Below are 24,605 nucleotides of genomic sequence, written 5' to 3'. Positions count from 1 at the left end.
CTCGGCGTCGGCGGCCTGCTCTGTGGTTTCGACCGGCTCATCCCCGTCATCGAGCGTCGCTCGCGCTCGCTCGATGACGACGTCCGCGACGAGCGGTTCGGTTCCGACGGCACCCGAGTACCAGACCCGTTTGCCATCGACGTCGGCAGGGACGGGATACCCCGATTCGGCGTCGTCGGTCAGACCGATGTCCTCCGGGATGTCCTCTTGGGTGTGGTAGCCGTCGGCGACGAACAGCGGGACGACGACGAGTTCGTCGCTCTCGAAGTGATCGGTCAGGTCGTCGATGTACGGCGCTTGGTCCATGAACAGCGCCCGCACCTCGTCGAAGCGCTCGCGTGCTTCGAGACCCGCGACGTGGTCGCGGGTCGCCTTCGCGCTCCTCGGGTTTCGTTCGGTGCCGTGGCCGACGACGGCCAGTCCGACGCCGTCCCCGACGCTCGGGTCGTCGGTGACGTGTTCGGCACGTTCGACGATGACGTCGGCCATCGATTCGTGGGTCCCGACCGGGTCGGCGTAGCGAACTCGCTTGTCCACGTCGAGGTCCCATTCGTCGGTGAGCCGAAGTTCACGGGGGAGCACCTGTTCCGTGAAATACCCCTCGCTGGTGAAGAGGGGAACGACGACTACGTCGGTCGATTCGACCGTTCTGAGGACTTCGCGCAGTGACGGTGCTTCCTTCCAGAAGGCTTCCCGAACCTCCGCGAAGCGGTCACGGGCGCGTATCTCGTCGGCGTGGTCGTAGACGGGTCTCGCCGACCCGGCGTTCCGGTGTGAACCGTGACCAACCAGTACGAGCGCCGTGTCCTCGATCATTCTTCGGGTTCTTCGTCCTCCTCGTCCCGTCGGTCGGAGAGGTGCTCCCAGATTTCCGTACATCCTGCACCATCAGGGACGTCTTGTAGGTGGTCGTCGTCTTGAGATTCGTTTCTGTGGCATTCGCTCACGTGATCCTTAGTCACTGATTGTCACACCCCATTGTGAAACTACCGCTGTCGGTTCGACAACGGACTCGTCCACGAGTCGGCGTGTCGCTACATCACTGATATTCATCAGGACACCCTATGACGGGAATCCCCTAAATCGCGTCTCTACCCGTAATTCCGGCCACTGCTCCCACATACCGGTAAGAACCACTGCTATCTCCGACTCCCGTATTCCGGCAATTCGTGCAGGAAATAGGTTGGCCGTGTAGGTATCGAGTGTTCCGCCCGTTTCGACGCGTCAGGCGATTCGGCGGGGATTGCGTCCGCCGATGTATTGAGGGTTCGGAGACGCGGAGATAGGGCATGGTAACTGCGGTTCGGACGCTGGACGAGGGTGCGTGGGTCAACGTGAACAATACCCGAATCGTCGGCGTAAGCGATATCTGGCCGCTCGTGGACCACGACGTCTGTGATTGTGATACCGCGTTGTTCCTCGTCGAGGTGTTCACCGACATCGGAGTGGACGGTCCGTGGGTGGAAGCCCGTGCGGCAGGACAGTGCATCGGCTGTGGGGAACGGGGCGCGACGGGGTGGCTTCGAATCGGACGCGCCGACGGAGACGAATTCCGCCCCATCGACTACGAAGGGGGCCAACGGCCGTCGAACACCCGGTTCTCGGAATAAGGAGTGGGGCGCTGCCATGTCTCCGCGATACTTGCCGCTTTTTCCGACCCCCGGCGGGCATTGACGCGGGGATGGGGTGTTTAGGCGTGTGTGCTGTAGCGATTCCCATGCCGACCGACGTAGAGAAATGGAAGGACGATATCTATGGGGAAGAGATCAAGGACCACATGCGTCGATTCGCCGAGGAGGGCTGGGAAGCCATCCCGGAGGACGAACACGACGAGTGGTTCGAGCGGTTCAAATGGTGGGGGCTGTACCACCAGCGCGACGGCCAGGAAAGCTACTTTATGATGCGCATCGGGCCGCCGAGCGGCTACCTCGAACCCGGTCAGCTCCGGGTCATCGGGGAGATCGCCCGCGACTTCGCCACCGGCCCGGCCGCGAACCCGGAGTTCGGCAACGGCTACGCCGACGTGACGACGCGACAGGCCGTCCAACTTCACTGGATAAACATCGAAGACGTGCCGAAGATCTGGGACCGCTTGGAAGACGCCGGTCTCTCCACCAAGCAGGCCTGCGGTGACTCGTGGCGGAACATCGTCGGCTGTCCGGTCTCCGGAAAGGACAAACGAGAGTTCGTGGACGCGGTTCCCGTCGTCAAGGACCTCAACGAGAACTTCAAGGGCAACCCCGAATACGAGAACCTCCCCCGGAAGTGGAAGGTGTCGGTGACTGGCTGCCGCGAAGGCTGTGGCCAGGGCGACATCAACGACATCGGAATCGAACCCGCCGAGAAGGAAATCGACGGCGAGACCGTCCGCGGGTTCAACGTCCGCGTCGGCGGGGGTCTGGCGGGCCGCGAAGCGCGCTTCGCCCGCGACATCGACGTGTTCGCCGAACCCGACGAGGTCGTCCCCGTCCTCGGTGGGCTTTCGGGACTGTTCCGCGACTACGGTAACCGCGACAACCGCCGCCGCGCCCGCATCAAGTTCCTCGTGGACGAGTGGGGGCCGGAGAAGGTCCGTAAGACGCTTCAGGAGGAGTACGTGGATTTCTACCTCAAGACGGCGGGCGACGACCTACGCGAGGAGTACTCGTACAACGCGGGCGTCCCGGACGACCACGGGCACGCCGACCACGTCGGCGTGCACGAGCAACCCGACGGGAACTACTACGTCGGCTTGAACGTCCTCGTCGGCCGCGTCGGTGCCGAGGAAATGATCGAACTGGCCGACATCGCCGAGAAGTACGGCTCCGGCGAGGCGCGACTCTCCCAGCGCCAGAACATCATCCTGACGGACATTCCCGAGGAGAACCTCGACGCCCTGCTCGACGAACCCGTCCTCGAACGCTACAGCCCCGACCCGCACCCGTTCCAGCGCGGTTCCATCGCCTGTACGGGAACGGAGTTCTGTTCGCTCTCCATCGTGGAGACGAAGAACCGCCAAGTGCGTCTCTCGCGCTGGCTCAAGGAGAACGTGGAACTTCCGGACGACGTTGAGAACTTCCACATTCACCTCTCCGGCTGTACCGCGTCCTGTGCTCAGCCGCAGATCGCCGACATCAGCCTGCGCGGCATGAAGACGCGCAAGGACGGCGAAACCGTCGAAGCCCTCGACATCGGCGTCGGCGGCGGACTCGGCAAGGAACCGAGCTTCGCGACGTGGATCCAGGAGCGCATCGCCGTGGACGAGGTGCCCGGCGCAATTCGCAACCTCATCGACGGCTTCGCGGCCCGACGCGAGGACGGCCAGACGTTCCGCGAGTTCGTGCACTCGCTCCACGCCGAGGAACTCGAAACCCTCGCCAGCCCCGAGGAGACCAGCTACGAGGACCCGTACATGCACAACACGAAGAAGACGTGGTACCCGTACGCCGAGGACGACGACATGGACGCCAGTCCGGCCCCCAACAGCCCGGCCGACCCGATTTCCGGCGATGACTGAGCGTAGCGAAGGAGTCCCGGAAGCCAGTGAGCCGCAGCGTGAACACGACCGCCTCACGCTGTTTCCGGCGATGACTGAGCGTAGCGAAGGAGTCCCGGAAGCCAGCGAGTCGCAGCGCCGAAGGCGACCGTCTCGCGCGGTTTCGGGGGATGACTGAGATGGCGGACCGCGTCCTCTCGGTGAACGCCTACACCACGTTCGACCTGCTCGACGCCGTCGCGGAGGGCCACGGCTGGACGGACGAAGCAATGGCCGTGTTGAACGTCAAAACGCCGCGGAAGAATCCGGACGAAGTCCTGCTCCAACTCGAACTGGACAACGGCACGCTGGACAACCTCCCGGCGCACGCCGACACGGTGTCGCTCTCGCCCGACGAGGCGCGGACGCTCGCCGGGGAACTCGAACGCTACGCCGAGAAGGTCGAGGACGCGCAGGCTTAGAGGTTGTAGTGGAAGTCACACGAGGTACAGCGAAGCGAGTCGTTCTTCCGAACGATGACGCCGATACCGCACTCCGCACAGACTCCCTCGTACGCGACTGAGCCCGCCCCCCTGCGGAGCATCTCGTCCCGGATCCGTTCCATCTCGGCGATCTTTCGTCGCTGTTCGGTTATCTGCCGCTGAAGCCGCGCGAGTTGCTGGAGTTGCCGCTCTTTCTCGGTTCTGCCTGCCGATCGTCGCACTCGTGTTCGCATATGCTAACCACCATGTGAACGAAGGAGTGCGACAGACATTAACTAGCACTCATTGTTTGCAAGGTATTCATTACCGTTTCGCATATCGATCGATAGTCAGGTTGGACGGTGTTCGTTCTACGGGGTGGCGAATGACGACCTCAAAGCATATGCTGAGTGTGATTAATCTCCCGTATACGGATGGGATATCTCTCACGTCGTGCTGTTCTGGGGGGCGTCAGTAGCTCCCTGATTGCCGGTGCTGGATGCCTCTCGCGCTCGAAGCCCGAACCGAAATCGAGAATCAACTTCATCTCCATCAAAAACAAGCGAAATCACGCGGTCGATGTCCACCTACGGGTAAAGGATGCATCGAAGATTGTACTGGCAGAGACTCATCACCTGGAGACGTACTCGGGTATGTCGCCAAAATCGTCCGTCTACTCCACCGAACGCCCAGTCAAGCATTCCGGCCGTTACGTCGTCATGGTCTCGGTGGACGATACTCCGGTAACCGTCGATACGACCACACAGGTCCATGGCAAGACGGATTGTGTGGGGATAATTTTCAGGATAGAACCCGGTTCTGGCTTGTATTACGAGAGCAAAGCAGTGCAGCACTGCTAATTGGACGCTTCGTCCCCACGAAGTGCCGTAGCTGTGTCGGTACCTGTTCCTCCTCATATCACGACACCAAAAAAAAAGCGAGAATCGAGTTAGTTCAGGGTTCGAGCAACACTTTCGTCACGCCTTCTTCACGGCTGTCGAATCGCTCGTACATCTCGGGCGCGTCATCGAGTTCGACGCGATGTGAGACGACGAAACTCGGGTCGGCGCGGCCCTGAATGATGAGGTCGCGGAGTTGGCGGTTGTACTCCTTGACGTTACATTGTCCGGTCCCGACCTTGAGACCCTTCTCGAAGAACTTCCCGAAGTCGATGCCGAGGCGGCCCTGTGCGGCCATCTCGTCCGGTGCTCCGGGGTCCGAGGGGACGTACAGGCCGGGGACGCCGAGTTGTCCGGTCGCCCGGACGACCTGAATCAGTTGGTTGAGAACCACTGCGGGGTTCTCCCGTGCCGGGTCGTAGGCGTCGTCGCCCACGTCGGTGTCGGGGTCCACGGCTTGGTATCCGACCGCGTCAACGCCTTTGTCCACGCCGCCGCCGTGGATGTTCTTGATCTGCTCGACCGGGTCGCTCTCCTCGAAGTTGATGGGCGTCGCATCACAGTGCTTCTCGGCGAGTTCGAGTCGACTGTCGACCCTGTCGACCACGTAAATTTCCGCCGCGCCCTTGATCTTCGCGCTGTAGGCGGCCATCAGTCCGACCGGGCCAGCACCGAAGATGGCGACCGATTCGCCGGGTTGGAGGTTCGCCAGTTCGGTCCCGTGCCATCCCGTCGGGAAGATGTCCGCGAGCAGGATGAACGAATCCTCGTGTTCCGTCCCTTCCGGGAGTTTGAGCGCGTTGAAGTCCGCGAACGGCACGCGGAGCCGTTCCGCCTGTCCGCCCTTATACGGCCCCATTGCGACGTATCCGTACGCCCCACCGGCGAAGCCAGGGTTCACGTTCAGGCAGAACCCAGTATAGCCGTTCTCGCAGTTCTTACACACGCCACAGGCGACGTTGAACGGGAGGACGACGCGGTCCCCCTCTTCGAGCGTCGTCACGCCGTCGCCCACTTCGTCCACGATACCCATGTTCTCGTGACCGAAGACGATGCCGGGGTCGGCGTCCGTCCGTCCCTCGTACATGTGGAGGTCCGACCCGCAGATGGCGCTCGTGGTGATGTCGATGACGACATCGTTCGGGTGTTCGATTTCTGGTTCGTCTACTTCTTCGACTTCTACGTCGTGCGGTCCTTGGTATACGACCGCGTCCATTGACATATGTTTCCACCCCAAAGAGGGCACGCCATTCTCACGTATGTCGTTATTCGAATTGATATGGTATCTTCGGCGTGAACAGAGCCCCCAAACCACTCCTTTCCGCCCGAAAATTGTCGAACAGTTGTCCTACCTGGGTGGGAATGGTTGCCGGTACCGAACGATCACTACGAGGGCAAGCGGTTTGGAAAAGACGCCAGCGATTCCGCATGGCCGTACCGTTCGATTACGTTCGGGTCTTGGGACTGCTCTTCCCTTCGTCCAACGCGGACGAGATGGTCCGGCAGAGGTCCATTCTCCGTTCGACTTCCTCGTGCCCCCAGTACCGGACGGTCTCGCTTCGCGCTTCGTAGGCCAGGATCCCACAGTCCTCCAACATCGGGAGATGAATGTGGTGAAGCCGAATCAACGCCGTTTCGTCGCTACACCCCTCGTCCGCAAGTAGATCGATAAGTTCGTCCATCGAGGCGATCCCGTTGTTCGAGAGATACTCACAGAGTACACGTCGCTGTTGGTCCGAGAGAATTCGCTCCACGGTTCCGGTGGGGAGCGAACTGTCACACTCCTCTTCCGGATGGTTTCGACTCGTGTCTAAATGGGTGTCGTTTGGTTGCTCCGAGTCGCTCATCATCTCTTACGAACTGTTCTGAGGGTACCAGTCCTTTGCCTCAATACTGAGGTATCGAACTCAGACGATACCCGACTGTCCCGCGAACAGCAGCGTGAGGAACTTCCGCTCGGCCGCTTGGAGGTGTTGATGGAACGTCGGTGAGGAGATGTCCAGCGTTTCGGCCAACTCCTTGCCGGAACTCGCACGGGGATAGTCGAAGTATCCCGCGAGATACGCTGCGTGGAGAATTTCCGCCTGTCGCTCGGTGAGCGTCTCGCTGAGTTCGTGATAAAAGCCGGACGTCGAGTGAAACGGTCGTTCGCGGGACTGCTTCGAGAGCAGGTTCCCTTCGGAGTACACCGACTCGACTGCGTCCAAGAACGGACGGATACGGGTGTTTCCCGGCACTTCGACGACGATGCTTCCCTCACCGTCCGTTATCGACCCGCGCAGGACGTACGCACCGCGTTCGATGAGCGCTTGCGCGATCGTCGCCGTACGGTGAAACGCGACCTCCAGCATGGCTTCCTCGTCCCGCTTTTGAACCAGACGAGCACGTTCGACGATCGATGATTCGGACGCCCGTTCGAGTATCCGCTCCGGCGAAACGCCGCTCGCGGTAACGTAGAAGATGTACGTTCCGTCGCTCGACGGAACCACCCCATCGAGGTCGAGCGAACACTCCAACTCGTCGGACGTCGTGACGAAAAACGACTCCGTGTTCGTGAGCGAGAATTCGAGTTCGACGACACGATCGGAGTAGAGGAGTCGCTTGCTTTCGACCGCGTTGATGGCGTGACCGATGGTTTCCCCCAACTCGCTGAAAACGTCCCGCTCGCGCTCGCCCACGACGGCCGGATCGTCGGTATAGAGGGTCAATACCCCGTACGTGGTCTCCCCATAGACGATCGGAATGTAGGCTGCAGAGTTGTATCCTTGGTCGAGCGCAGCATTCCGAAGGGACGGCGGGAATGACGGATCGGACTTCACGTCTTCCACGATCTGGAGTTCCCCTGTCCGAAGCGCGAGTGCGGCGGGTCCCTGTCCGCTCTCCGCGGTGTTCTCCGGCATCGCGTCTAGATATTCGTCGTCGATTCCGGCGGCCGTTTGGACGAACATTCCTTCTTCGGTAGACGACCCCATAGCGATGAACGCACCGTGATAGGCGTCCGAAGCGGCCAGTCGCTCGCAGACGGTTCGTTCGATCTCTTCGCGTGACGGCGCGGCCACGAGCGCTTGGTTGATATCCCGAACGATGGCGTTGATACGGTTCAGCGTCGTCAACTCGTCGCGCTGGCGGGCGACGTCGCGCTCGCGTTCCGCGCGGGTCAAGGCGGCTTCGGTGTTCGCCGCCAGCACACGCATCAGGTCGAAGTCGATTCGGTCGAAATCCCGCGGCGACGGGGACGCCGTGATGAACACTCCGTGTTCGCCTAACGGAGTAATGATGGCGCTTCTCATCGGCGTGTCCCGCTGTGCCACGTTCGGCGTCGTCTGGAAGTCGGAGATCACCCGCGGTTCACCCGTCTCGAAGACCGTTCCGACGAGGTTGTCGTCGAGCGCGTACGTCGGAACCGCGTCGTTCAACAATTCCTCGACCGTGTCGGTCAGCACCTCGGGTTCGAGTACGTCCCTGTCTTCCGCGTGGAGATAGATACCGGAAGCGGGCAGGTCGAGCACGTCGACGGCCGTTTCCACTGCGTGCTGGCAGATGAGCTTGGGTGATGAGGTTTCGAGCAGTTCGTGCGTCGTCTCGTGAAGCGAACTGAGCGCTTCTTCACGTCGTTTCCGGTTGCTGATGTCGTGAAATATCCCCTGTGCGACCCGACGACCGTTCAGTTCGGTACTGGTCGAGTTGATGGCGATGGGGATTCGATTCCCGTTCGAATCGATCACGGACATGTTGTGATCGTCAGGGATCGACTCGTCGAGGTCATGCCTCCGCTCGAAGAGGTTCTTGTATCGCTCCAACTCCCCTTCCGGATGGAGATCGGACTGGTGCATTCCGACGAGTTCCTCTATCGGTCGGTCGAGGAGTTCGGCCGCCGCTCGGTTCGCTTCTAGGATCTTGCCCGTCTCTACGTCGGCGAGGAAAATCGCGTCGGGTGCGGCCTCCACCAGCGTTCGATACTTCTCGGTCGCGATTTCGAGTTCGTTCTGCTGACGCTTTCTGTCGGTGATATCGCGCAGTGTCGTGGTAAACAGCGTTCGATCGTGATACCGGTGCCGACGGAAGGAAAACGACATGGGAAACTCCTCGCCGGTCCGGCGGACTCCGGTTCGTTCGAGGCCGGTGTATTCGGTGGACGTGTCGGCATCCTCGACTTGCTCGCGGAACTCCGCAAAATACTCGTCGCGGTGACGTTCCGGAAACAGCCTCCGTATCGACTCCCCGAGGAGTGTGTCCACGTCGTAGCCGAACATTCGACCGGCAGCCTCGTTTGCGAACACGATGGTTCCGTCACCGGATACCGTCACCACCGCATCGAGCGCGTCTCGGACGATATGCTTGAAAAAGGCGGCTTCCTCTCCCGTTTCCGTTTCGACGAGCGAGGAGTTCGCCCGAGCACTATCGTCCGAACGGAACGGTTCAGACATCGTTGGGATACGCACGGGTAGAGGGTGTAATAGACTTTTGCTCGAAATCGGACCGATCGGTCGTTGGAATACGCCTACTGGAGGGGATATAAAAGACTTGTATATACGAGTGAAAGCCACTGGGTGCTGGCTGGACGTTACTCTACATGAACACGCTCGTCGAAGTGGCGATTCCCGTCGCGGATTTCGCCCTGGAAGAGACGTTCGTATCGGTCCCGGAGGCCCGGTTCGAACTCCTTCCCACGATCTCGTACCGATCTGAGACAGGCCCGCCGCTCCTCCGTGTGAAAAGCGACCGAGAGGTCGCCGACGTGCTCCGAACGGATCCGACCCTCGCTTCGGTGAAAACGATCGTTTCGGACGCGAGTTCGACGCTCTTTGCCGTCCGCTGGACATCGACGCCGCAGTCCGTCTTCGAGACGATCCTCGAAGATGATGTCGTCATCAGTCACGTTTCCGCCACGAAACGACACTGGACGTTTCGGTTCCGAACCACCACCCGAGAGGTGGCATCGAGGCTGTATCATCGGTGTACCGACTGTGGTATCTCGATGGAGATTCGACGGCTTCAGCAACTGGACGGCGTTTCCGGGGAGCAGATCGACTTCAGCGAAGAGCAATTGGAAGTGTTGCAACTGGCGTTCGAGCACGGGTACTACGACATTCCACGCGGAATCACGGTCGGCGAACTGGCGGACAGAATCGGGGTCTCACACCAGGCGGTGTCCGAACGGATCCGACGTGCACACGATCAACTCATCGGGAATTCGATACCGACGTAACGTTTCTATCGGCCGATTTCCGGTTCGGTCGTGATCTCGGGACCGACCGCGAGTGCCCCACGGACTAACGTGTCGTGGGCGCGCCGAAGCCGCTCCGACACCGCCTGTTGGCTGATGCCGAGTTCGTCCGCGAGGTCGGCCATCGAACTGGTGCGTGGGACGTCGAAATATCCGCGTTTAGTGGCGAGAGCCAACACTGCATACTGTTCTTTCGTCAAGCCGAACTGGCCGTGTGGAAAATCCGTGAGCGGGTAGATGCGGTCGATGGTCATCGTCAACTCCCGTTCCTTGCAATGGTCGTGCGTGCGTGAGAACGAGTCCCTGTCCGGAAACAGCGCCCGCATCTTCCAGCGTTCGCTCGTCCCGTTGGCGTTGAGGATCGCTCCGTTCTCCTCAACGAGGATTTGAATCATGACCTCGATGGCGTCGATCCAATCCATCCGATACAGGCTCGTCCCGTCGAACGTGGACACTCGTTCCAGGTTCTCCGTGCTCGGGTCGGTGGCGAGCGCCTCGTCGACGGTTTCCATATCGTTGTTCGACACCCAGAGGTACGGAAACGCGCGGTCCGCGTCGTGTGCCACCAATCGGATGATTTCGAACGTGGCGGTTGGAACCGCGCGAAACGTCTCGGCGAGGACGAACTCGTCCGTCGGTAGGGTGAATTCCACGACCGTGCTCATTCAAACATGCTCCCTGAATATGTCACTCTCCGTCACCGGCTACGGGTTTGCAGTCAACTACCATCTACTATTGGGCTCCGGTTGCAACCCGTTTATGAACGTTCGTATCGCTCGGTTTGTTCGACGACATCGTGGAGCAGTCGTTTGTTCACGATGTCCACGTTCTCCGAGAGCCACACGCGCGGGTCTCCGGCGAGGTCGTAATCGACGATCCCGAGTAAACCGAGGTTCGGGAGATGTACGCGAACTATCCGTTCACGGATCGATTCAGTATCGCCATCAACCGTCGCCGCGACCGTTTGGGTGATTTTCGTCAGCGGAACCGTCGTTTTCTCCTCCCGGAAGAGCGTGTAGATGATGAGACGCGATTCTTCGTTCGCGAGAACCGAAAAAAGCCGAGTGACGGAGTCCGTGGTATCGATGACGAGCGAGGAGGTTCGGTAGGACTCGTCGTCCTCGGTGGGTGGCGGTTCAGATGACAGGGGTGACGACTCGGAGGGATCCATTCACACGGATTACTATCAGTATCGGCATTCTTTCTCTGGTTTCGTTTTCACCCTCTTTTAGAGGGGGCGGCTCTCAACACACAACCCTCGGTGCGACGGGTGCCGAAAGGAAGCCGCCGCCGAAATGATTGCAAATGTGAATAACGATTATACGTGCAGTCTACGACATACGTCGTGATGACTGGTCACAATCTGCATGATTATGACAGCGAGCGGGAGACGTTCGAGTGGGACGACATCTATGCGGACGCCGACTGGAACGCGCCCGAACGGTTGAACATCGCGCACGAGGTTTGTGACCGCCACGCGAACGACCGGGGGAAGGTAGCACTGTACTATGCGGGCAAGAACGGCGAGCGCGAGACGCTCACGTTCTGGCAACTCGCGGAGCGATCGAACCGTTTCGCAAACGTCCTCTCGGAGCACATCGATTCGGGCGACCGCGTGTTCTCCTACTTGCCGCGGATTCCCGAGCACTACGTCGCGCTCATCGGGACGCTCAAGGCGGGCGGCGTCTGGGGCGGCATCAACGAACGGTTCGGTCCGGATGGCATCGCCTATCGACTGGACGACTGCGATGCGAAGGTGGTCATCACCACGCCGGAAAACAGGGAGACGATGGACAAGGCGCTCGAAGACGCCCCATCGGTCGAACACGTCATCGTCATCGGGGAGCAGCGAACCGGGACACAACGGGACGACATCGACTACCACTCCGAGATGGCGAACGCGAGCAAGGAGTTCGAGATGGCCGAGACGGGTGGCGAGGATAACGCGCTGCTCTACTACACGAGCGGCACGACGGGACTGGCGAAGGGCGTCCTCCACAAACACCGCTGGGTCGCGGGCGTCGCCGCGACCCAGAAGTTCGCCGTCGATTTGCAACCAGGGGACTGCTACTGGTCCACGGGCGATTTGGGGTGGTTGACCGGGCCCATCAACACACTCGGCGCGTGGTTCTGGGGGGCGACCCAGTTCACCTACGAGGGCGAGTTCGACCCCGAAACGTGGGCGGACCTGCTGGACGAGTTCCCCATCTCGGTGCTGTTCAGCGTCCCGACGGCCTACCGCATGCTCCGCGAGAACGAGTCCGTGCTGGAGGGCGTGGACCTCGACCTCCGTCACGCGCTCTCCATCGGCGAACCGCTGTCGGCGGGCGTGGTCGCGTGGGGCGAGGACACGCTCGGCGTCACCATCCACGACACCTACGGCCAGACCGAGACGGGCAACATGATCATCAACAACTACCCGACGATGGAGGTGCGGCCGGGAAGCATGGGTAAGCCGCTGCCGGGCATCGAGGCCGCCGTCGTGGACCCGGAGACCGGCGAACCGCTGGAACCCGGCGAGACGGGCGAAATCGCCGAACGCGGGAACTATCCGTGTTTCTTCGCTGAGTACTGGAACAAGCCCGAGAAGACCGCGGATTGCTTCGTGAACGACTGGTACCTCTCCGGCGACCTCGGTCATCTGGACGAGGACGGCTACTTCTGGTTCGAGGGGCGTGCCGACGACGTCATCCTGAGCGCGGGCTACCGCATCGGTCCCTTCGAGGTCGAGAGTTCGCTGGGCGAACACCCCGCCGTCGCGGAGGCCGCCGTGGTGCCGAAACCCCACCGCGAACGCGGCAACATCGTCAAGGCCTACGTCGTCCCGAGCGCGAGCGCGGACCCGTCGGACGAACTCGTCGAGGACATTCAGAACCACGTCAAACAGGAATTGTCCGCCCACGAGTATCCCAGGGAGGTCGAGTTCGTGGACGAACTGCCGAAAACGGTGACCGGAAAGATTCGCCGGACGGAACTGCGCGACCAAACCGAGGATTAGTTCTTCGGGACGAATCGGGCGACGACCAACACGTTGTCGTCGTCCCAACCGCCGATATACACTGCACCGTCGTCGACGGCCAGGCCGCCTTGGAACTTCATGCCGGATTCCTCGTCTCGCCACACGCATTCGCCCGTCTGCGGGTTCAGCACGCCGAGTGTCTCCCCGCCGCTGAAAAACTCGACCGGAAGATAGATCCTGTCGGAACTCGCGGCGATGACGCCCGTGTATCCCAATTTGTCCTCGTCCGAGGACCAGCACGCAGTCCCCTCTTCCGCTGTAAACGCGTGCAGTGTCGAGGTGTCACCCCGTCCTCCACCCGCGTACACGTGGCCACCGTCCACAGCGATGATTTCGACGTTTTTAGCCCGGCGTTTCCAGCGTTTCTCCCCCGTTTTCGCGTCGAGGGCGTGCACGTGCCCGTCTTCCGACCCGGCGTAGACGGTACCGGCAGCGACCGCGATGTCACAGGAAACGCGACCATCTGTTTTGTAGCGCCACCTCCGCTGCCCGGTCTTCGCATTCAGCGCGTAGACGTAGGTGTCGTCGCTCCCGACGTACACGACACCGTCGGAGATTGCCGGTGTGCTCTCGGTTTGGAGGCCGCTTGTGAACCGCCATCGTCGTTCCCCCGTCTTCGTGTCGAATGCGGAGAGGAACAGGCGTCCGAAGATGAACACCGTGTCCTCGGTCACCTGTATCCTTCCCGAGATTCTGCTGGATTCGGCGGTCAGTTCGGTCGTCCACACGCCATCGCCGGTTTCCGTGTCGAGCGCACGAAGCGACTCGTCGCTCACCATGAACAGCCGATTTCCGGCGACCGCCACCCGCGAATTCACCGGAATGGTTACTCGCCAGCGATGCTCCCCCGTCTCCGCGTCCACGGCGTGCACTTCGTCGTCGTAGTTGGTCGCGTAGACGGTTCCGTTCGCGACGATGGGGTCCGGGGCGGCCGCGTGCCCGCCCGTCGTAAACGTCCAGTCGAGTTGCAACGGCGGCCTCGGACCATCTGCGGACGGCACCGAGCGCGTGTTCTTCGAGCCACCCGACGCACTCGGCCATCCCGGTGTTCCGGGGGTTACGTCCGAATCGATGGCGCACTCCGCGGGTGGTTTCGGAGTCTTCTGCTTCGAGTGGCCCATCAGACCGGAGCACCCGGCACCGAGGGCGATTCCGCCCGTAACGAGGAACGCGCGGCGGTTCATGCGTCCCCATCCGCGAACCGGATGATGCTCCCGTACTCCGTCGCCACGAACACCGCGTCTCCCGCGATTGCGGGGCCTTCGAGCGTGGCGTTTTCGTTGGTATCGGAGAGGAAGAATTGACTGTCGTCCTGATTCCCGAGGTCGCCCCACAACTTTTCGCCGGACGACGAGTCGAGCGCGCCAGCACCGATGTACACCGTTTCGTCGGTGACGACTGGCGCGCTCTCCATCGGGACACGATGTTCCATCGTGGCCATTGAGGCCCGGTTCACGAACCGCCACTGTTCGGTACCATCCTCGGCGGAGATTGAGTAGACGTTTTTCGCGCCGATGTAGACGCTTCCGTCGTGGACTGCAGGCGCACTTACCGGTCGGCGGTAGCCGAACGCGAACTGCCACCGTTTCGTTCCATCTGACGGATCGACTGCGTGGAGCGAGGTATCGGAGACGAAGACGGTTCCGTCCGCGACGACCGGCGCGCGCGGCGGTTCGTAACTAAACCTGTCCTGTGAAAATTCGTACCGCCAGCGTTCTCCCCCGTCGTCGCGGGAGAGCGCGAGAAGGTTGCTGCTGGTCGTACGGCCGTTCTGTCCGATGCCGGTCGAGACGTACACCGCGTCGTCCGTAACGGCCGGTTTCGACCGAATCCACCACGTTTTCTCGGAAAAGAACGACCCGAGCGTTCGTTGTCCGTACCGCCATTCGAGCTTTCCGTCCGTCCGCCGAAACGCGTGAACCGACCCGTGTCGGTCGCCGACGTAAACGTTGCCTCCCGCGACGGTCGGGGTTCCCACGGGTGCGCTCGTCGTTGTTCTCCATCGAACCGCACCCGACGCGGCGTCGAACGCCGTCAGCGCGCGGTCGGCCGACCCCGCAAATACGAGTCCGTCGGCGACCGCTGGCGTTCCGGTTCCTCCCTTCGGAAGCGTTGCCGACCACTTCGTTTTTCCAGTCGTTGCGTCGAGGGCGTACAGTTTGCCGTCGGCATCGATGGTGAATCCGCTGGGAAGTCCAGTCGCGACGAATACCGTTCCGTTCGAAACGATGGGACTAGAGGTCGTCCCATGGAGTATGTTCTTTTTCTCGTCCTCCGATTCGACGCGTTCCCACAGTTTCCACACGTGCATCGGTGGGTTCGTTCGCGGTGCGCTCTTGGAGCGGGTGTAGCCCGTGTTCGTCGGCGTCCCGTGGGCGACCGGCCACTCGTCCGATGGCCAATCGAGCGCCGCGGTCGCGGGTGTCGAGCGGGAGGAAGCACACCCGGAAACGGCGGTCACGCCACCGGCACCGAGACCGGCGAGGAACCGCCGCCGAGTGGGACGCTGGAAGGGCATGTCAGTTGTGCCGATTATTACGGCCCCTATATGAGCTTTCTGTGCGCCACCTCGTCCCTCTGATAAATTGATCGCCGCCAGTAGCTTGATACTCCTATCAACCGATGACCCTTTTCATCCGACCCATGTCACAGAACAGACGCCCGATTTACATCGGCACGGAACCGGACGACGCGACGTGTGAACGCCACGGACAGATGGAACAACAAGCGCCGGTCGTCACCTTCGACGGCCACATTCACGCCCTCACGAAACCCGTCTCCGTCTGTAACTGTCCGGAGTGCTGTCTCGAAATCGCCCGCGAGAGCGGCGGTCCCAGCCAAACCGAACAGGACGCCTTCGAGTCGTGCTGGCGACAGTTGGTGGACGCGGAGTGGCGAAACGGTCTCCAACGGCTCTTCATCGACCTCGGACGCGGCGCGGTCGAGGACGACACCATCCACATCCACGAGAAACTGGACGCCGAGGAGATTCCGAACTACCTGCGCGATTCCGAGGAGTGGACCGTCCAGACGATGGGAAATTCGAGCGCGGAGTGAACGTCGCGGCGAAATCACCGATTCCACCCGATACACTGAAGCAGAGAGCGATTGTCCGGATTCTGTGGTTCGTTTTCGTGGTACGGAGAAAGCGACCACTCGGAGATTCGCCATGACACCGCTGTCCCTCGACTCGTTCCGACCCGTTCCGTTGCTTCCCATCCCGGGAGCCAGGGTCCTGCAATCGACGTTTCTACTGGTGGTTCTCGTCTTCGCCGTGTGGTTTCTCTGGCGGATCGCCCCCAGATTGAAGCGTCGAACCGACCCACGCGCGGTGGACGTCTTTCTCCTCGTCGTGAGCGGCATCGTCGCGCTCCTCATCGGCCAGTATGCGTTGTCGCTCTGGCCGAGCGCACAACCGAACGCGCCGAACGTCGACCTACGGTCCACCGGTATCCGCGTCCTCATCACGGTCGGCGTCGTCGCGGCGGCCTACATCGGATCGGGCATGCTCGTCCGGGCCGTGGATCGATTTACCACGGAAACCGGCCAACTCACGGGACATCAGGGTGAGGTGTTCTCCCGCCTCACCGAGGTCGGCGTGTACCTCCTCGCTGCGCTGTTGTTGCTGAGCGTCTGGCAGGTGGACATCCGTGCGTTCCTCATCGGCGCGGGATTCCTCGGCATCATCATCGGTCTCGCCGCGAACGAAACATTGAGTGCTCTCATCGCCGGGTTCACGCTCATGTTCTCGCGGCCGTTCGAGATCGGGGACTGGATTCAGGTGCCGCTGGAAGACGGGACGAGAACCGACGGCATCGTCACCGACATTACGCTGTTTTCCACGCGAATCGAGACGTTTTCGGGGAAGTACGTGATCCTCCCGAACGACCTCGTCGGGTCGAACACGCTCGTCAACTACAACCGAAAGGGACGGCTCAGGTTGGAGGTCGAAGTCGGCATCGACTACGGTTCGGACCCGAATCGCGCCATCGACATCGCGAAGGAGACGATGGAAAACTCCCGGGTGGTGTTGAACGTCCCGCAACCGGACGCCGTGCTGACGGGGTTCGGGGAGTCGGCGGTTCTGCTCGAACTCCGGTTCTGGATCGACCGACCCAGCAGTCGCCGCCGATGGCGCGCGACGACCGACGTCATCGCGTCGGTGAAGACGGCGTTCGACCGTGAAGGGATCAAAATCCCCGTCCCACAGCGGGAAATCGCCGGAAGAGAGGACACCGACGGGTTTCGAATCGCGAGCGAACGGCGCGACCGACGCGGCCGGTCGGAACGCTCGGAGCGCTCCGAGCGTTCCGAGTGACCGTTAGCCGGTCAGTTCGGGGAAAAATCGACCGTGGAAGTCGAACGGAATCGGGTGTGGGACCTCGGCCCGTGCGAGTTCGGCGAGCGACTCGCCGTCCACGACGATCAGCGACGACCGTTCGGTTGCGGGGTCGAGCGAGAGCGTCAGGATGACGCCGTCGTCCACACGCTCGCCGTCCGGGTTGGGAACGAAAATCGGTTCGCCCAGATAGTTGCCCTCGTCCGCGAACTCCACCGCCCGGTGCGTCTCGGTGTCTATCTTCGCAATCGCCTCGGGCCACGTCGTCATCTGTGGGTCGGGCGATTGCGCGTAGACGTATCGGTGCTTTCGACACCAGCGGTCGGGCGACGTCGTCGGGAGCGCCGTCCCGTCGTACATCCGCTCGCGCTCGACGGTTTCCGATTCGGGATCGACACGAAAGCGCTCCAATCGGCCGCTCAGCCCGCCGAAATTACCGTCTCGAAGGTTGTCAAGGTACAACACCTCGATGGCGGTCGCATCCGGCACGGTTTCGAGGTCGAGGACGATTTCGCCGTCGTCCTCGTAGGCGTTGGCGTGGTGGAAGCCGAAAAACGCCTCCGTCCGCAGTGCCGCGACGACGGTCCCGCGTCGGCGGTCGATGACGAAAAAGCGCGTCCCGCGTTCCGGTTTCCACGTGAAGTTCTCGATGAACGGGCCCTGTGAACCCGGTTTGATGAAGTCGAGCGGGTTCACCACGAACGGGAACTCGGTGAGGACGACGTAGTTCGGCGTCAGCGCGAAACTGTGCATGTACGCGGGTTCGTCCACGGGAATCGAGCAGATGTGTTCGCGGTCGGTCGCCGAGGGTATCGAGTGGACGTGATAGTGGCAGTTCCGCCCGAACGAGGTCTCGAAGTTCACGAGTTCGTCCGTCACCGGGTCGCGTTTCAGGTGGGCACAGGCGAGGTTTCCGGCGGGTTCCGGCCCGTCGTACTGGACGTGACCGAGCGTTTCGAGCGTGTCCGGGTCGAACGCGACCCAGCGCGGCAGTTCCGTCAATGCGAGATAGTCGTCGCCGATCCGTTCGGCGATGATGTTCGCGTTGTCGTACGGTTTCTCGAAGAAGAACGCCTTCAGGCGGTCGCGGAGCGTCGTGTTCCCCGTCGCGAACCCGCTCTCGAAGTTCCCCTCTCGGGCGGATCGGTAGGCGTCGCTGTGAACGAATCGGTTTCGGTAGGTGACGCCGTCGCCGAAGGTGAACGCGTGGAGCATCGCCAACCCGTCGAACCAGTGGTCCACCGACGAACCGGCCATCTCGAACGCGCCGGGACCGTTTCGAATCAGCGTGCCCGAGAGCCAGTCCGGCAGGGTTCCGGTGACGGAACAATCGTGGTCGATCTCGTCGGTCAACGAGCGAAAACCGATGGAGGACCGGGCAGTCATTTCGTGAGATGAGGCACCGACGAATCGTAACTGTTAGGCCCGATCACTTCAGTTCGTCCAGACAGTTTCCGCAGTAGTCGGCGTACTCGGGATTCACCGCACCGCACTGTCCACATCGTACTTGTCCTCCGGCCGTCGAACTGGTCGTTCGGGACCGTTGTACGCCACCGTATCCGAACATGGCGGCCGTTATCGGCGATTCGGGTATCGGTCCGAAATCGCCGTTCATCGTCCGGTTGACGAGGTCGCCGTCGCGGAGTGCCATCATCCCCCGCCACAGACCGAGAAACAGTACCGTCGGCGCGACGACGAGAACGCCAGCCACGAACACTCGGAACAGGGTTTCGAGGCTCATGAGACCTACTGGCACCGCATCGACTTAGCTCTGTATTCGACGATGTGCCGGGGACAGGACCCAGCGGAGACAGTTCAACCGCCGAGTATATTTTGTGTGGTGACGTATCGAGTAGCTACTCTGGGATGGTGGGTGGCCGTTTCCGCTCCGCACGGTGGTGGTACATCGTCGCCGCAGTCCTCGCCGTCGGAACCGCCGGAACGTATCAGTTCTCGTGGCCAGCGATTCGCGGCGCGTTAGGAGCACACGCCTCGGCCTCCGGAACGGAACTCGGGGCGATATTCTCGGTGTTGGTGGTCGCGGAGACGCTCACCGCGTTCCCCGCCGGATGGATCCGTGACCGCTACGGCCCCCGTCTCCCGTTTTTCGTGGCCGCGGCCCTGCTGTTCGGCGGGTTCGTCGGTGCCAGTTTCGTCCCGTCGCTCCCAGCGCTCTACCTCTGGTTCGCGCTCGGCGGGGCAGGTATGGGCATCGCCTACGACGTCGCGATAAACACCCCCTCGCGTTGGTTCGTCTCGCGCCGCGGGATGGCGACCGGTGCGGTGAGCATGGCGTTCAGCGGAACGAGCTTTCTGCTCATCCCGTTCATCAAGAGCGCCGTCGAAACCTCCTTCTCCCCGACCCTGTTCGTTTTGGGCGTCGCCGCGGGCGTCGCGGGTGTGGTCGCCGGTCTCATCATTCACGATCCCGAGGAAGAGTGGGACGACGAATCGGAAGACGACGGGTCTGACACGACCCCCGGTTCGAAAGACGATGATCCGGCGGCCGCCGATTCGACGGCCGCCGGATCGAACGTCACGTGGCGGACGATGATTCGGACGCGTCGGTTTTGGCTGTTGTACGTCCTCTTCGCCGTCGTCAACGGCGTCGGTCTCGTGCTCATCGAGAAGGTCATCGTGTATGCGACTCACCTCGGCCTCTCCGTGACGGCCGCGACGGCGGCGGCGTCCATGGTCGCTTTGGGGCAGGCAACCGGCGTCATCGTCATCGGAACCGCGTCCGACCGCTTGGGACGGGAACGGGCCCTCGCCGGTTCGGTGGTCTGTTGTGGTATCGCGCTCACGGCGCTGGTCGTCTCGGGGGGGGATGGGATTACAGTGGGTGTTCGTCGCGCTCGCGTGGCTGACGATGTTCTTCAGAGCCCCCTCGTTTTCCATCCTTCCGGGACTCGTCGGCGAGTACTATGGCGAGGAGTACTCCTCGGAAAACTATGCCGTGATGCTCACGGCGAAGTTGTGGGGCGGCATCTACGGCGGGGTGGTTGCCAGCCTCCTCGTGATTCGGATCGGTTGGTCACCGACCTTCCTGTTGAGCGCGGGATTGGCGTTCGTCGCGGGGGTCGCCGCGCTCGTGTTCCTCCGGTGAACTATCGCCGACTTCGCTCGACGACGGTTCCCTCCGAACCGACCGCGACGGCACGGGTCGACCCGACCCCGACACCGAGAAGGTCCCCGTCCGCTGGGACGACGGTACGCTCCCACTCGGTTCCGTTCCGCCGCTCGAAGACGACGCTCGCACCGCAGACGACTGCCAATTCGTCCGTCATCGAAATCGCCCGAAGTTCCGCATCCCCGAGACGGTTCGGCGTCCACGTCCCGTCGGCGTATCGACAGCAGACGCCGTCGTCGGCCGTCACGTACGGCCCGTCGGCGTCCTCGACCGCCGCCACGTCGGTCAGGGTGCCGTCCACGTTCTCGATGCCGATTCGACGGAAACTCCCGCCGCCGTCCGTCGTCTCGAACACGCCGTCGTTCGTGTCGCAGAGGTAGCCGACGGACGAATCGACCATCGTCGCGGCGCACAGACTCGACCCGCTTCCGGGTTTCGTGGGCGCATCCCACGCGAGGTTGCCGTCTCGGTATCGCCCGCGGAGCACCTGCCCGGAACCGTTGGCGAGCAGAATCGTCTCGTCGCCCGCCGTTCCGGCGGCCGCGACGGCCGTCCAATTGTCCGTGACTCCGTTCGGTGCCGAGTAGTCGGTGTGTCGGTCGGTTTCCGTCTCGATCCGACCGAGTGCGCCGCCATCCCCTGCGATCCAGACCGTAGCACCGTCGCTCGTCGAATCGATGCCGCGGAGGTCGGCCCTGTTCGCACCCGGTCCGTCTTCGAGTACGAAATCCCAGTCGTTCTTCGCGGTCGTACCGCGGAGAACGACGCCGCCTTCACCGGCGGCGTACGCGCCGTCTTCGGTAACGACGGCGTCGAACAACGTTCCGGTATCCGGCGTGGACGCGCGCGTCCACGCCGGGGAGTTCGAGGGGTCGGACCCTTTCAGTGGTCCGGATCCTCCCGTCGGTTCGGATTCCTTCGAAGAGTTGGATTCCCGCGGTTCGCGCTCGCGTTCGTCCTTCCCGTCATCCTCCCCCCTTTTGCCATCCACTTCCCCCTCGTCATCCTCGTCCGGGTCGATTTTCGTGGTCTCCCCGTCGCCGCGTTCCGGGGAAACGACGCCGCCTTCGACGCCGGGATTCGCGCCGCGAAGGTAGAGCACGACCGGCGGGAGGACGTAGATGGCGACGGCGACGAGCGCGAAGGCCTGGTCCACGAAGGTCAACGTGCCGAACGCGGTCAGTCCCGCTGTCGCCACCGCGTGAACCCACGTCTTCGTGTAGCGCCTGAAGAACGGGAGAAATCGACGCTCCGAAGCGGGAGAATTGGCCATCGCTTGCGTATCGAACTCGATGGATTTCAGGCTTTTCGCCGTTTTCCTACTTCACGCTGTGCATCAGTCGGATGAGTTCCGTCCGGTACGCGTTCGGATCGCGGTGGAACACGTCACGAAGCATTCGATTCGTCGGGCGAACACCCGACGTTATCAGGAGCGTCTCGCCCGGTTTCAACACCTCCAGATACAGGACCGTCTTCACGCGCCCGTCGGACGTGACGGACGGGAGGGCGTAGACGGGCGAGTTCGGTCGCGTGATGTATTTGCTCGCGTCGTAGTAGGCTTCGTACTCCGCGATGGCCTGTTCGTTCGTCGTCTCGCGTTCCGACGCGGAACGCTCGCGGATGTCGGAAAAACCGAGGCTACTCAACGTCTCCTCGAATCGCCGTTTTGCGATTCCGGCGACCAGCGATGGCTGGGCGAAGATTGCCACCGGGGAGTCGAACGTGACGCGTGTCGCCATGAACGCGCCAACGATACCGTCGAAATTCCCGCTGACGTACTTGTCGAGCACCGATGCGAGTTCCGCGTCTCTGTAAATGAGCGTGCTCGTGTAGGCATCACCGAGTGACGTACCCGCCTGCTGAATCGGCGTTTTGTCCGTCCGCTCGTCTTCGAGCGTCCATTCACGAATCAGCGATGACGTGATGACCGGTTTCCGGTACACGTCCGATTGCGCGCCGTCGGCCACCCCCCCCAACGACACCGATTCCGGCCACTACTCCCCCCAATCGTTCGAGAAACTGTCGTCTCTCCATGAGAATAGTGTATCGGGAGGGACGCGCATAATCCCAACGGCCCAACAACTCTCCGGCCGTTCGTATCCCTCCCAAAAATCCGGTTACCAGTCCTCGTTACCGACCGGGTCACGCGTTTCGCAGTAGGGACACCGGTTGCGGTACCGCTCCAAGTTCCGCCCGCAGTATCGACAGTTGTACCCGTCCTCCGGCGCGTCCGTTTCGGTTTCGGATGCCGAAGACGTTCCCGGCAGCGCTCCCGCTCGATACGCGAGGACGCCGCCGATGAGGACGACAGCGCCGACGAGCGCAACGAGCACGAGCGTGTTGTTCGTCCCGGGGACGTACGGCACGTCCTGCAGTTTTTTGCCGCCGAGAACTCCTCGACCCCCGGCGAGGAACGCGAACAGCAACAGCATCCGAAGGAGCCACCATCGGCGGGGAACCCTATTCCGCACGCTCCCACCTTCGTTTCATACGATAACTCGGGGACGAACGGAGATAAGCGCACGGGAAGCCGAAATCAGGGAGCAGGACGTCATGTGGTACCACGCGTCACTAATACGTCCTTGAACGGCCTTGGGGCGTTAAACCTCATTAATGAATATTATCATTATAAATCATAATGTTTATTGTCGGTACTGTCCTCGCCAGAACTGCAGTGAAACACATGTTCGTACACGCAGCACGCTCATCGGCACGCGACGGAACCGCTCGCAGAACGACTCGCCCCACGAAATTCAACCGAACGACACGACGTATATGACCGACCGAACACGCTACGACCGCACCGAAGAGGAAGCACCGCTCGTTCCGCTCATCCCCGAAACCGAGCGCCGACCAACCCCGTACCGACCGACGACCGGACGACGAACGGGCTATCGCACCGCCGAGCGAACGGAGACGCTGCCGGAACTCACGCGTGAACTCCGAACGCTCCGAGCACAACTCGACCGAATCGAAGCCACCCTACAGGACGACAGATGAAACCCGAAACACCGACAAGAGACATCGAGAACCGCGCCGGAAAGAAATTCCGAGAGATGCTGAACGACCAGAACTACGTCTTCGCACCCGGGCTCTATCACGCCCTCGACGCCCGACTGGCGGAGATGGCCGGACTCGACGCCGCGTACATGAGCGGCTATTCGACCGTGCTCGGCCAGTTTGGCTTCCCGGATTTGGAGATGGTGACGATGACCGAGATGGTCGAGAACGCGAAACGCATCGCGGAAGCCACCAACCTCCCCGTCATCGCCGACTGTGACACGGGCTACGGCGGCATCCACAACGTCCGGCGGGCCGTGCGCGAGTACGAGAAGGCCGGTGTCGCCGCCATCCACATCGAGGACCAGACGACGCCGAAACGCTGTGGCCACATCGCGGGCAAGCAAATCGTCTCCCGCGAGAAAGCCCGCGCCCGCTTCGAGGCCGCCGTCGATGCGAAGCAGTCCGAGGACACCGTCATCATCGCCCGAACCGACGCCTACGGGTCAGCGAACGGCGACTGGGAGGAACACCTCGAACGCGGCCGTATCTACGCCGACGCGGGCGTCGATATAGTCTGGCCCGAGATGCCCGACCCGAGTCGGGAGGACGCGGTCGAGTACGCCGAAACCATCCACGAGACCCATCCCGATCTGAAACTCGCGTTCAACTACTCCTCGTCGTTCGCGTGGTCGGAGGAGGACGACCCGCTCACCTTCGAGGAACTGGGAGACCTCGGCTACAAGTACATCTTCATCACGTTGTTCGCGCTCCACTCGGGTGCACACAGCGTCTACGAGGACTTCGAACGACTCGCTGAGGACGACGAGCAGGCGCAGTTCGACCTCGAAGGCAGATACCTCGACCACCCCACGGAATCGCACCACGAACTCTCGTTCGTCAGTCGGTATCAGGACATCGAGACGCAGTTCGACCCGGAGGCTCGCGAGCGAATCGAGGGATCCGAAGGGTTCAGCGAGGACGAATCGACCCCCATTACCTCTAACTCGGAGGATGACGAAGAGGTGGTCGCTTCCGAGCAGGGAGACGACTGA

At 61.9% G+C, this 24,605-nt stretch carries 24 protein-coding genes and 2 pseudogenes; 11 read left to right on the top strand and 15 right to left on the bottom strand.

Translation table 11 applies throughout. The annotated features are described in order from the left end of the window. Nucleotides 1–18: 18 nt before the first annotated feature. A pseudogene (locus NKF26_RS24380) lies at nucleotides 19–816 on the bottom strand (CbiX/SirB N-terminal domain-containing protein); the annotation flags it as partial. Beyond that, nucleotides 813–962 carry a hypothetical protein gene (locus tag NKF26_RS13100; protein ID WP_190303844.1) on the bottom strand — a complete coding sequence of 50 codons (150 nt, stop codon included), beginning with the start codon at nucleotides 960–962 and terminating at the stop codon, nucleotides 813–815. The pseudogene NKF26_RS24380 and the gene NKF26_RS13100, both read right to left, overlap by 4 nt. A 327-nt stretch (nucleotides 963–1,289) precedes the next feature. Between NKF26_RS13100 and NKF26_RS13095 the strand changes: the two genes are divergently transcribed. The 3 genes from NKF26_RS13095 (at nucleotide 1,290) to NKF26_RS13085 (ending at nucleotide 3,936) form a co-directional block, all read left to right on the top strand. Then, entirely contained in the window at nucleotides 1,290–1,610 is a 321-nt protein-coding gene (locus NKF26_RS13095; protein WP_253228544.1) for a hypothetical protein, read from the top strand. Nucleotides 1,611–1,717: 107 nt separating this feature from the next. Further along, the gene (locus NKF26_RS13090) at nucleotides 1,718–3,496 is read left to right on the top strand and encodes a nitrite/sulfite reductase (protein WP_253228543.1); all 1,779 of its coding nucleotides are present in this window, start codon (nucleotides 1,718–1,720) and stop codon (nucleotides 3,494–3,496) included. 158 nt (nucleotides 3,497–3,654) lie between these two features. Next, entirely contained in the window at nucleotides 3,655–3,936 is a 282-nt protein-coding gene (locus NKF26_RS13085; protein ID WP_253228542.1) for a DUF6360 family protein, read from the top strand. Here the strand turns inward: NKF26_RS13085 and NKF26_RS13080 are convergent. The 4 genes from NKF26_RS13080 to NKF26_RS13065 form a co-directional block, all read right to left on the bottom strand. Then, nucleotides 3,933–4,190: a hypothetical protein gene (locus NKF26_RS13080; RefSeq protein ID WP_253228541.1), complete on the bottom strand. Its 258-nt coding sequence runs from the start codon at nucleotides 4,188–4,190 to the stop codon at nucleotides 3,933–3,935. The two genes, NKF26_RS13085 and NKF26_RS13080, sit on opposite strands and share 4 nt — an antisense overlap. Nucleotides 4,191–4,890: 700 nt before the next feature. Continuing rightward, nucleotides 4,891–6,051 (bottom strand): glutathione-independent formaldehyde dehydrogenase, encoded by a 1,161-nt coding sequence (locus NKF26_RS13075; RefSeq protein WP_066148175.1) that lies wholly within the window; start codon nucleotides 6,049–6,051, stop codon nucleotides 4,891–4,893. Nucleotides 6,052–6,280: 229 nt separating this feature from the next. Continuing rightward, nucleotides 6,281–6,682, bottom strand: a complete 402-nt coding sequence (locus NKF26_RS13070; protein ID WP_253228540.1) for a hypothetical protein — start codon at nucleotides 6,680–6,682, stop codon at nucleotides 6,281–6,283. A gap of 60 nt (nucleotides 6,683–6,742) precedes the next feature. Next, entirely contained in the window at nucleotides 6,743–9,262 is a 2,520-nt protein-coding gene (locus NKF26_RS13065) for a PAS domain S-box protein (RefSeq protein WP_253234419.1), read from the bottom strand. A 146-nt stretch (nucleotides 9,263–9,408) separates the two neighbouring features. Between NKF26_RS13065 and NKF26_RS13060 the strand changes: the two genes are divergently transcribed. Then, complete coding sequence (locus NKF26_RS13060) at nucleotides 9,409–10,044, top strand: helix-turn-helix domain-containing protein (protein ID WP_253228538.1); 636 nt, start codon at nucleotides 9,409–9,411, stop codon at nucleotides 10,042–10,044. A gap of 5 nt (nucleotides 10,045–10,049) precedes the next feature. On the opposite strand, the gene NKF26_RS13055 is transcribed toward NKF26_RS13060, so the two are convergent. Both NKF26_RS13055 and NKF26_RS13050 read right to left on the bottom strand, forming a co-directional pair. Beyond that, nucleotides 10,050–10,727 carry a helix-turn-helix domain-containing protein gene (locus NKF26_RS13055; RefSeq protein WP_253228537.1) on the bottom strand — a complete coding sequence of 226 codons (678 nt, stop codon included), beginning with the start codon at nucleotides 10,725–10,727 and terminating at the stop codon, nucleotides 10,050–10,052. Nucleotides 10,728–10,819: 92 nt separating this feature from the next. Further along, nucleotides 10,820–11,233, bottom strand: coding sequence for a hypothetical protein (locus NKF26_RS13050; protein ID WP_253228536.1), 414 nt, complete (start codon nucleotides 11,231–11,233; stop codon nucleotides 10,820–10,822). 177 nt (nucleotides 11,234–11,410) lie between these two features. Here NKF26_RS13050 and NKF26_RS13045 point away from each other — a divergent pair, with 177 nt between their 5' ends. Next, nucleotides 11,411–13,060, top strand: coding sequence for an acyl-CoA synthetase (locus tag NKF26_RS13045; protein WP_253228535.1), 1,650 nt, complete (start codon nucleotides 11,411–11,413; stop codon nucleotides 13,058–13,060). Here the strand turns inward: NKF26_RS13045 and NKF26_RS13040 are convergent. Together NKF26_RS13040 and NKF26_RS13035 are read right to left on the bottom strand one after the other, a co-directional pair. Next, complete coding sequence (locus tag NKF26_RS13040; protein ID WP_253228534.1) at nucleotides 13,057–14,265, bottom strand: PQQ-binding-like beta-propeller repeat protein; 1,209 nt, start codon at nucleotides 14,263–14,265, stop codon at nucleotides 13,057–13,059. The genes NKF26_RS13045 and NKF26_RS13040 overlap by 4 nt on opposite strands. Continuing rightward, the gene (locus NKF26_RS13035; protein WP_253234418.1) at nucleotides 14,262–15,599 is read right to left on the bottom strand and encodes a PQQ-binding-like beta-propeller repeat protein; all 1,338 of its coding nucleotides are present in this window, start codon (nucleotides 15,597–15,599) and stop codon (nucleotides 14,262–14,264) included. The genes NKF26_RS13040 and NKF26_RS13035 overlap by 4 nt, the downstream gene beginning before the upstream one ends. Before the next feature lie 125 nt (nucleotides 15,600–15,724). On the opposite strand from NKF26_RS13035, the gene NKF26_RS13030 reads away from it, so the two are divergent. Both NKF26_RS13030 and NKF26_RS13025 read left to right on the top strand, forming a co-directional pair. After that, nucleotides 15,725–16,138 (top strand): hypothetical protein, encoded by a 414-nt coding sequence (locus NKF26_RS13030; protein WP_253228532.1) that lies wholly within the window; start codon nucleotides 15,725–15,727, stop codon nucleotides 16,136–16,138. Between the two features lie 112 nt (nucleotides 16,139–16,250). Then, entirely contained in the window at nucleotides 16,251–17,399 is a 1,149-nt protein-coding gene (locus NKF26_RS13025; RefSeq protein WP_253228531.1) for a mechanosensitive ion channel family protein, read from the top strand. 3 nt (nucleotides 17,400–17,402) lie between these two features. Here NKF26_RS13025 and NKF26_RS13020 read toward each other — a convergent pair whose 3' ends face one another. Both NKF26_RS13020 and NKF26_RS13015 read right to left on the bottom strand, forming a co-directional pair. Then, entirely contained in the window at nucleotides 17,403–18,806 is a 1,404-nt protein-coding gene (locus NKF26_RS13020) for a carotenoid oxygenase family protein (protein WP_253228530.1), read from the bottom strand. Between the two features lie 43 nt (nucleotides 18,807–18,849). Next, nucleotides 18,850–19,161 carry a hypothetical protein gene (locus tag NKF26_RS13015; protein WP_253228529.1) on the bottom strand — a complete coding sequence of 104 codons (312 nt, stop codon included), beginning with the start codon at nucleotides 19,159–19,161 and terminating at the stop codon, nucleotides 18,850–18,852. Between the two features lie 125 nt (nucleotides 19,162–19,286). Between NKF26_RS13015 and NKF26_RS13010 the strand changes: the two are divergent. Both NKF26_RS13010 and NKF26_RS13005 read left to right on the top strand, forming a co-directional pair. Further along, nucleotides 19,287–20,189, top strand: a pseudogene (locus NKF26_RS13010) (MFS transporter); the annotation flags it as partial. A 100-nt stretch (nucleotides 20,190–20,289) separates the two neighbouring features. Next, nucleotides 20,290–20,526, top strand: a complete 237-nt coding sequence (locus NKF26_RS13005; protein WP_253234437.1) for a hypothetical protein — start codon at nucleotides 20,290–20,292, stop codon at nucleotides 20,524–20,526. A gap of 1 nt (nucleotide 20,527) precedes the next feature. On the opposite strand, the gene NKF26_RS13000 is transcribed toward NKF26_RS13005, so the two are convergent. The 3 genes from NKF26_RS13000 to NKF26_RS12990 form a co-directional block, all read right to left on the bottom strand. Then, the gene (locus NKF26_RS13000) at nucleotides 20,528–21,823 is read right to left on the bottom strand and encodes a hypothetical protein (RefSeq protein WP_253234417.1); all 1,296 of its coding nucleotides are present in this window, start codon (nucleotides 21,821–21,823) and stop codon (nucleotides 20,528–20,530) included. 46 nt (nucleotides 21,824–21,869) lie between these two features. Next, nucleotides 21,870–22,532, bottom strand: a complete 663-nt coding sequence (locus NKF26_RS12995) for a hypothetical protein (protein WP_253234416.1) — start codon at nucleotides 22,530–22,532, stop codon at nucleotides 21,870–21,872. 135 nt (nucleotides 22,533–22,667) lie between these two features. Further along, nucleotides 22,668–23,021 carry a hypothetical protein gene (locus tag NKF26_RS12990; RefSeq protein ID WP_253228525.1) on the bottom strand — a complete coding sequence of 118 codons (354 nt, stop codon included), beginning with the start codon at nucleotides 23,019–23,021 and terminating at the stop codon, nucleotides 22,668–22,670. A gap of 304 nt (nucleotides 23,022–23,325) precedes the next feature. On the opposite strand from NKF26_RS12990, the gene NKF26_RS12985 reads away from it, so the two are divergent. Together NKF26_RS12985 and aceA are read left to right on the top strand one after the other, a co-directional pair. Next, complete coding sequence (locus tag NKF26_RS12985) at nucleotides 23,326–23,550, top strand: hypothetical protein (RefSeq protein ID WP_253228524.1); 225 nt, start codon at nucleotides 23,326–23,328, stop codon at nucleotides 23,548–23,550. After that, nucleotides 23,547–24,605: an isocitrate lyase gene (gene aceA, locus NKF26_RS12980; protein ID WP_253234415.1), complete on the top strand. Its 1,059-nt coding sequence runs from the start codon at nucleotides 23,547–23,549 to the stop codon at nucleotides 24,603–24,605. Before NKF26_RS12985 ends, aceA begins: the two co-directional genes overlap by 4 nt.

The sequence above is a fragment of the Haladaptatus sp. AB618 genome (genome assembly GCF_024136965.1).
In the GTDB taxonomy this organism is placed as follows: Archaea; Halobacteriota; Halobacteria; order Halobacteriales; family Haladaptataceae; genus Haladaptatus.
Note: the sequence above shows the minus strand (reverse complement) of the source record. Positions and strands in the feature narration are given on the sequence as shown.

Excerpts from the sequence above, each read along its gene's own strand:
- NKF26_RS13075 (WP_066148175.1), bottom strand. The coding sequence starts at position 6,051 with ATGGACGCGGTCGTATACCAAGGACCGCACGACGTAGAAGTCGAAGAA.
- aceA (WP_253234415.1), top strand. The coding sequence starts at position 23,547 with ATGAAACCCGAAACACCGACAAGAGACATCGAGAACCGCGCCGGAAAG.
- NKF26_RS13060 (WP_253228538.1), top strand. The coding sequence starts at position 9,409 with ATGAACACGCTCGTCGAAGTGGCGATTCCCGTCGCGGATTTCGCCCTG.
- NKF26_RS13020 (WP_253228530.1), bottom strand. The coding sequence starts at position 18,806 with ATGACTGCCCGGTCCTCCATCGGTTTTCGCTCGTTGACCGACGAGATC.
- NKF26_RS13055 (WP_253228537.1), bottom strand. The coding sequence starts at position 10,727 with ATGAGCACGGTCGTGGAATTCACCCTACCGACGGACGAGTTCGTCCTC.
- NKF26_RS13030 (WP_253228532.1), top strand. The coding sequence starts at position 15,725 with ATGTCACAGAACAGACGCCCGATTTACATCGGCACGGAACCGGACGAC.
- NKF26_RS12985 (WP_253228524.1), top strand. The coding sequence starts at position 23,326 with ATGACCGACCGAACACGCTACGACCGCACCGAAGAGGAAGCACCGCTC.
- NKF26_RS13050 (WP_253228536.1), bottom strand. The coding sequence starts at position 11,233 with ATGGATCCCTCCGAGTCGTCACCCCTGTCATCTGAACCGCCACCCACC.
- NKF26_RS13035 (WP_253234418.1), bottom strand. The coding sequence starts at position 15,599 with ATGCCCTTCCAGCGTCCCACTCGGCGGCGGTTCCTCGCCGGTCTCGGT.
- NKF26_RS13095 (WP_253228544.1), top strand. The coding sequence starts at position 1,290 with ATGGTAACTGCGGTTCGGACGCTGGACGAGGGTGCGTGGGTCAACGTG.
- NKF26_RS13040 (WP_253228534.1), bottom strand. The coding sequence starts at position 14,265 with ATGAACCGCCGCGCGTTCCTCGTTACGGGCGGAATCGCCCTCGGTGCC.
- NKF26_RS13065 (WP_253234419.1), bottom strand. The coding sequence starts at position 9,262 with ATGTCTGAACCGTTCCGTTCGGACGATAGTGCTCGGGCGAACTCCTCG.
- NKF26_RS13005 (WP_253234437.1), top strand. The coding sequence starts at position 20,290 with ATGTTCTTCAGAGCCCCCTCGTTTTCCATCCTTCCGGGACTCGTCGGC.
- NKF26_RS13000 (WP_253234417.1), bottom strand. The coding sequence starts at position 21,823 with ATGGCCAATTCTCCCGCTTCGGAGCGTCGATTTCTCCCGTTCTTCAGG.
- NKF26_RS13070 (WP_253228540.1), bottom strand. The coding sequence starts at position 6,682 with ATGAGCGACTCGGAGCAACCAAACGACACCCATTTAGACACGAGTCGA.
- NKF26_RS13090 (WP_253228543.1), top strand. The coding sequence starts at position 1,718 with ATGCCGACCGACGTAGAGAAATGGAAGGACGATATCTATGGGGAAGAG.
- NKF26_RS13080 (WP_253228541.1), bottom strand. The coding sequence starts at position 4,190 with ATGCGAACACGAGTGCGACGATCGGCAGGCAGAACCGAGAAAGAGCGG.
- NKF26_RS13015 (WP_253228529.1), bottom strand. The coding sequence starts at position 19,161 with ATGAGCCTCGAAACCCTGTTCCGAGTGTTCGTGGCTGGCGTTCTCGTC.
- NKF26_RS13025 (WP_253228531.1), top strand. The coding sequence starts at position 16,251 with ATGACACCGCTGTCCCTCGACTCGTTCCGACCCGTTCCGTTGCTTCCC.
- NKF26_RS13045 (WP_253228535.1), top strand. The coding sequence starts at position 11,411 with ATGACTGGTCACAATCTGCATGATTATGACAGCGAGCGGGAGACGTTC.
- NKF26_RS13085 (WP_253228542.1), top strand. The coding sequence starts at position 3,655 with ATGGCGGACCGCGTCCTCTCGGTGAACGCCTACACCACGTTCGACCTG.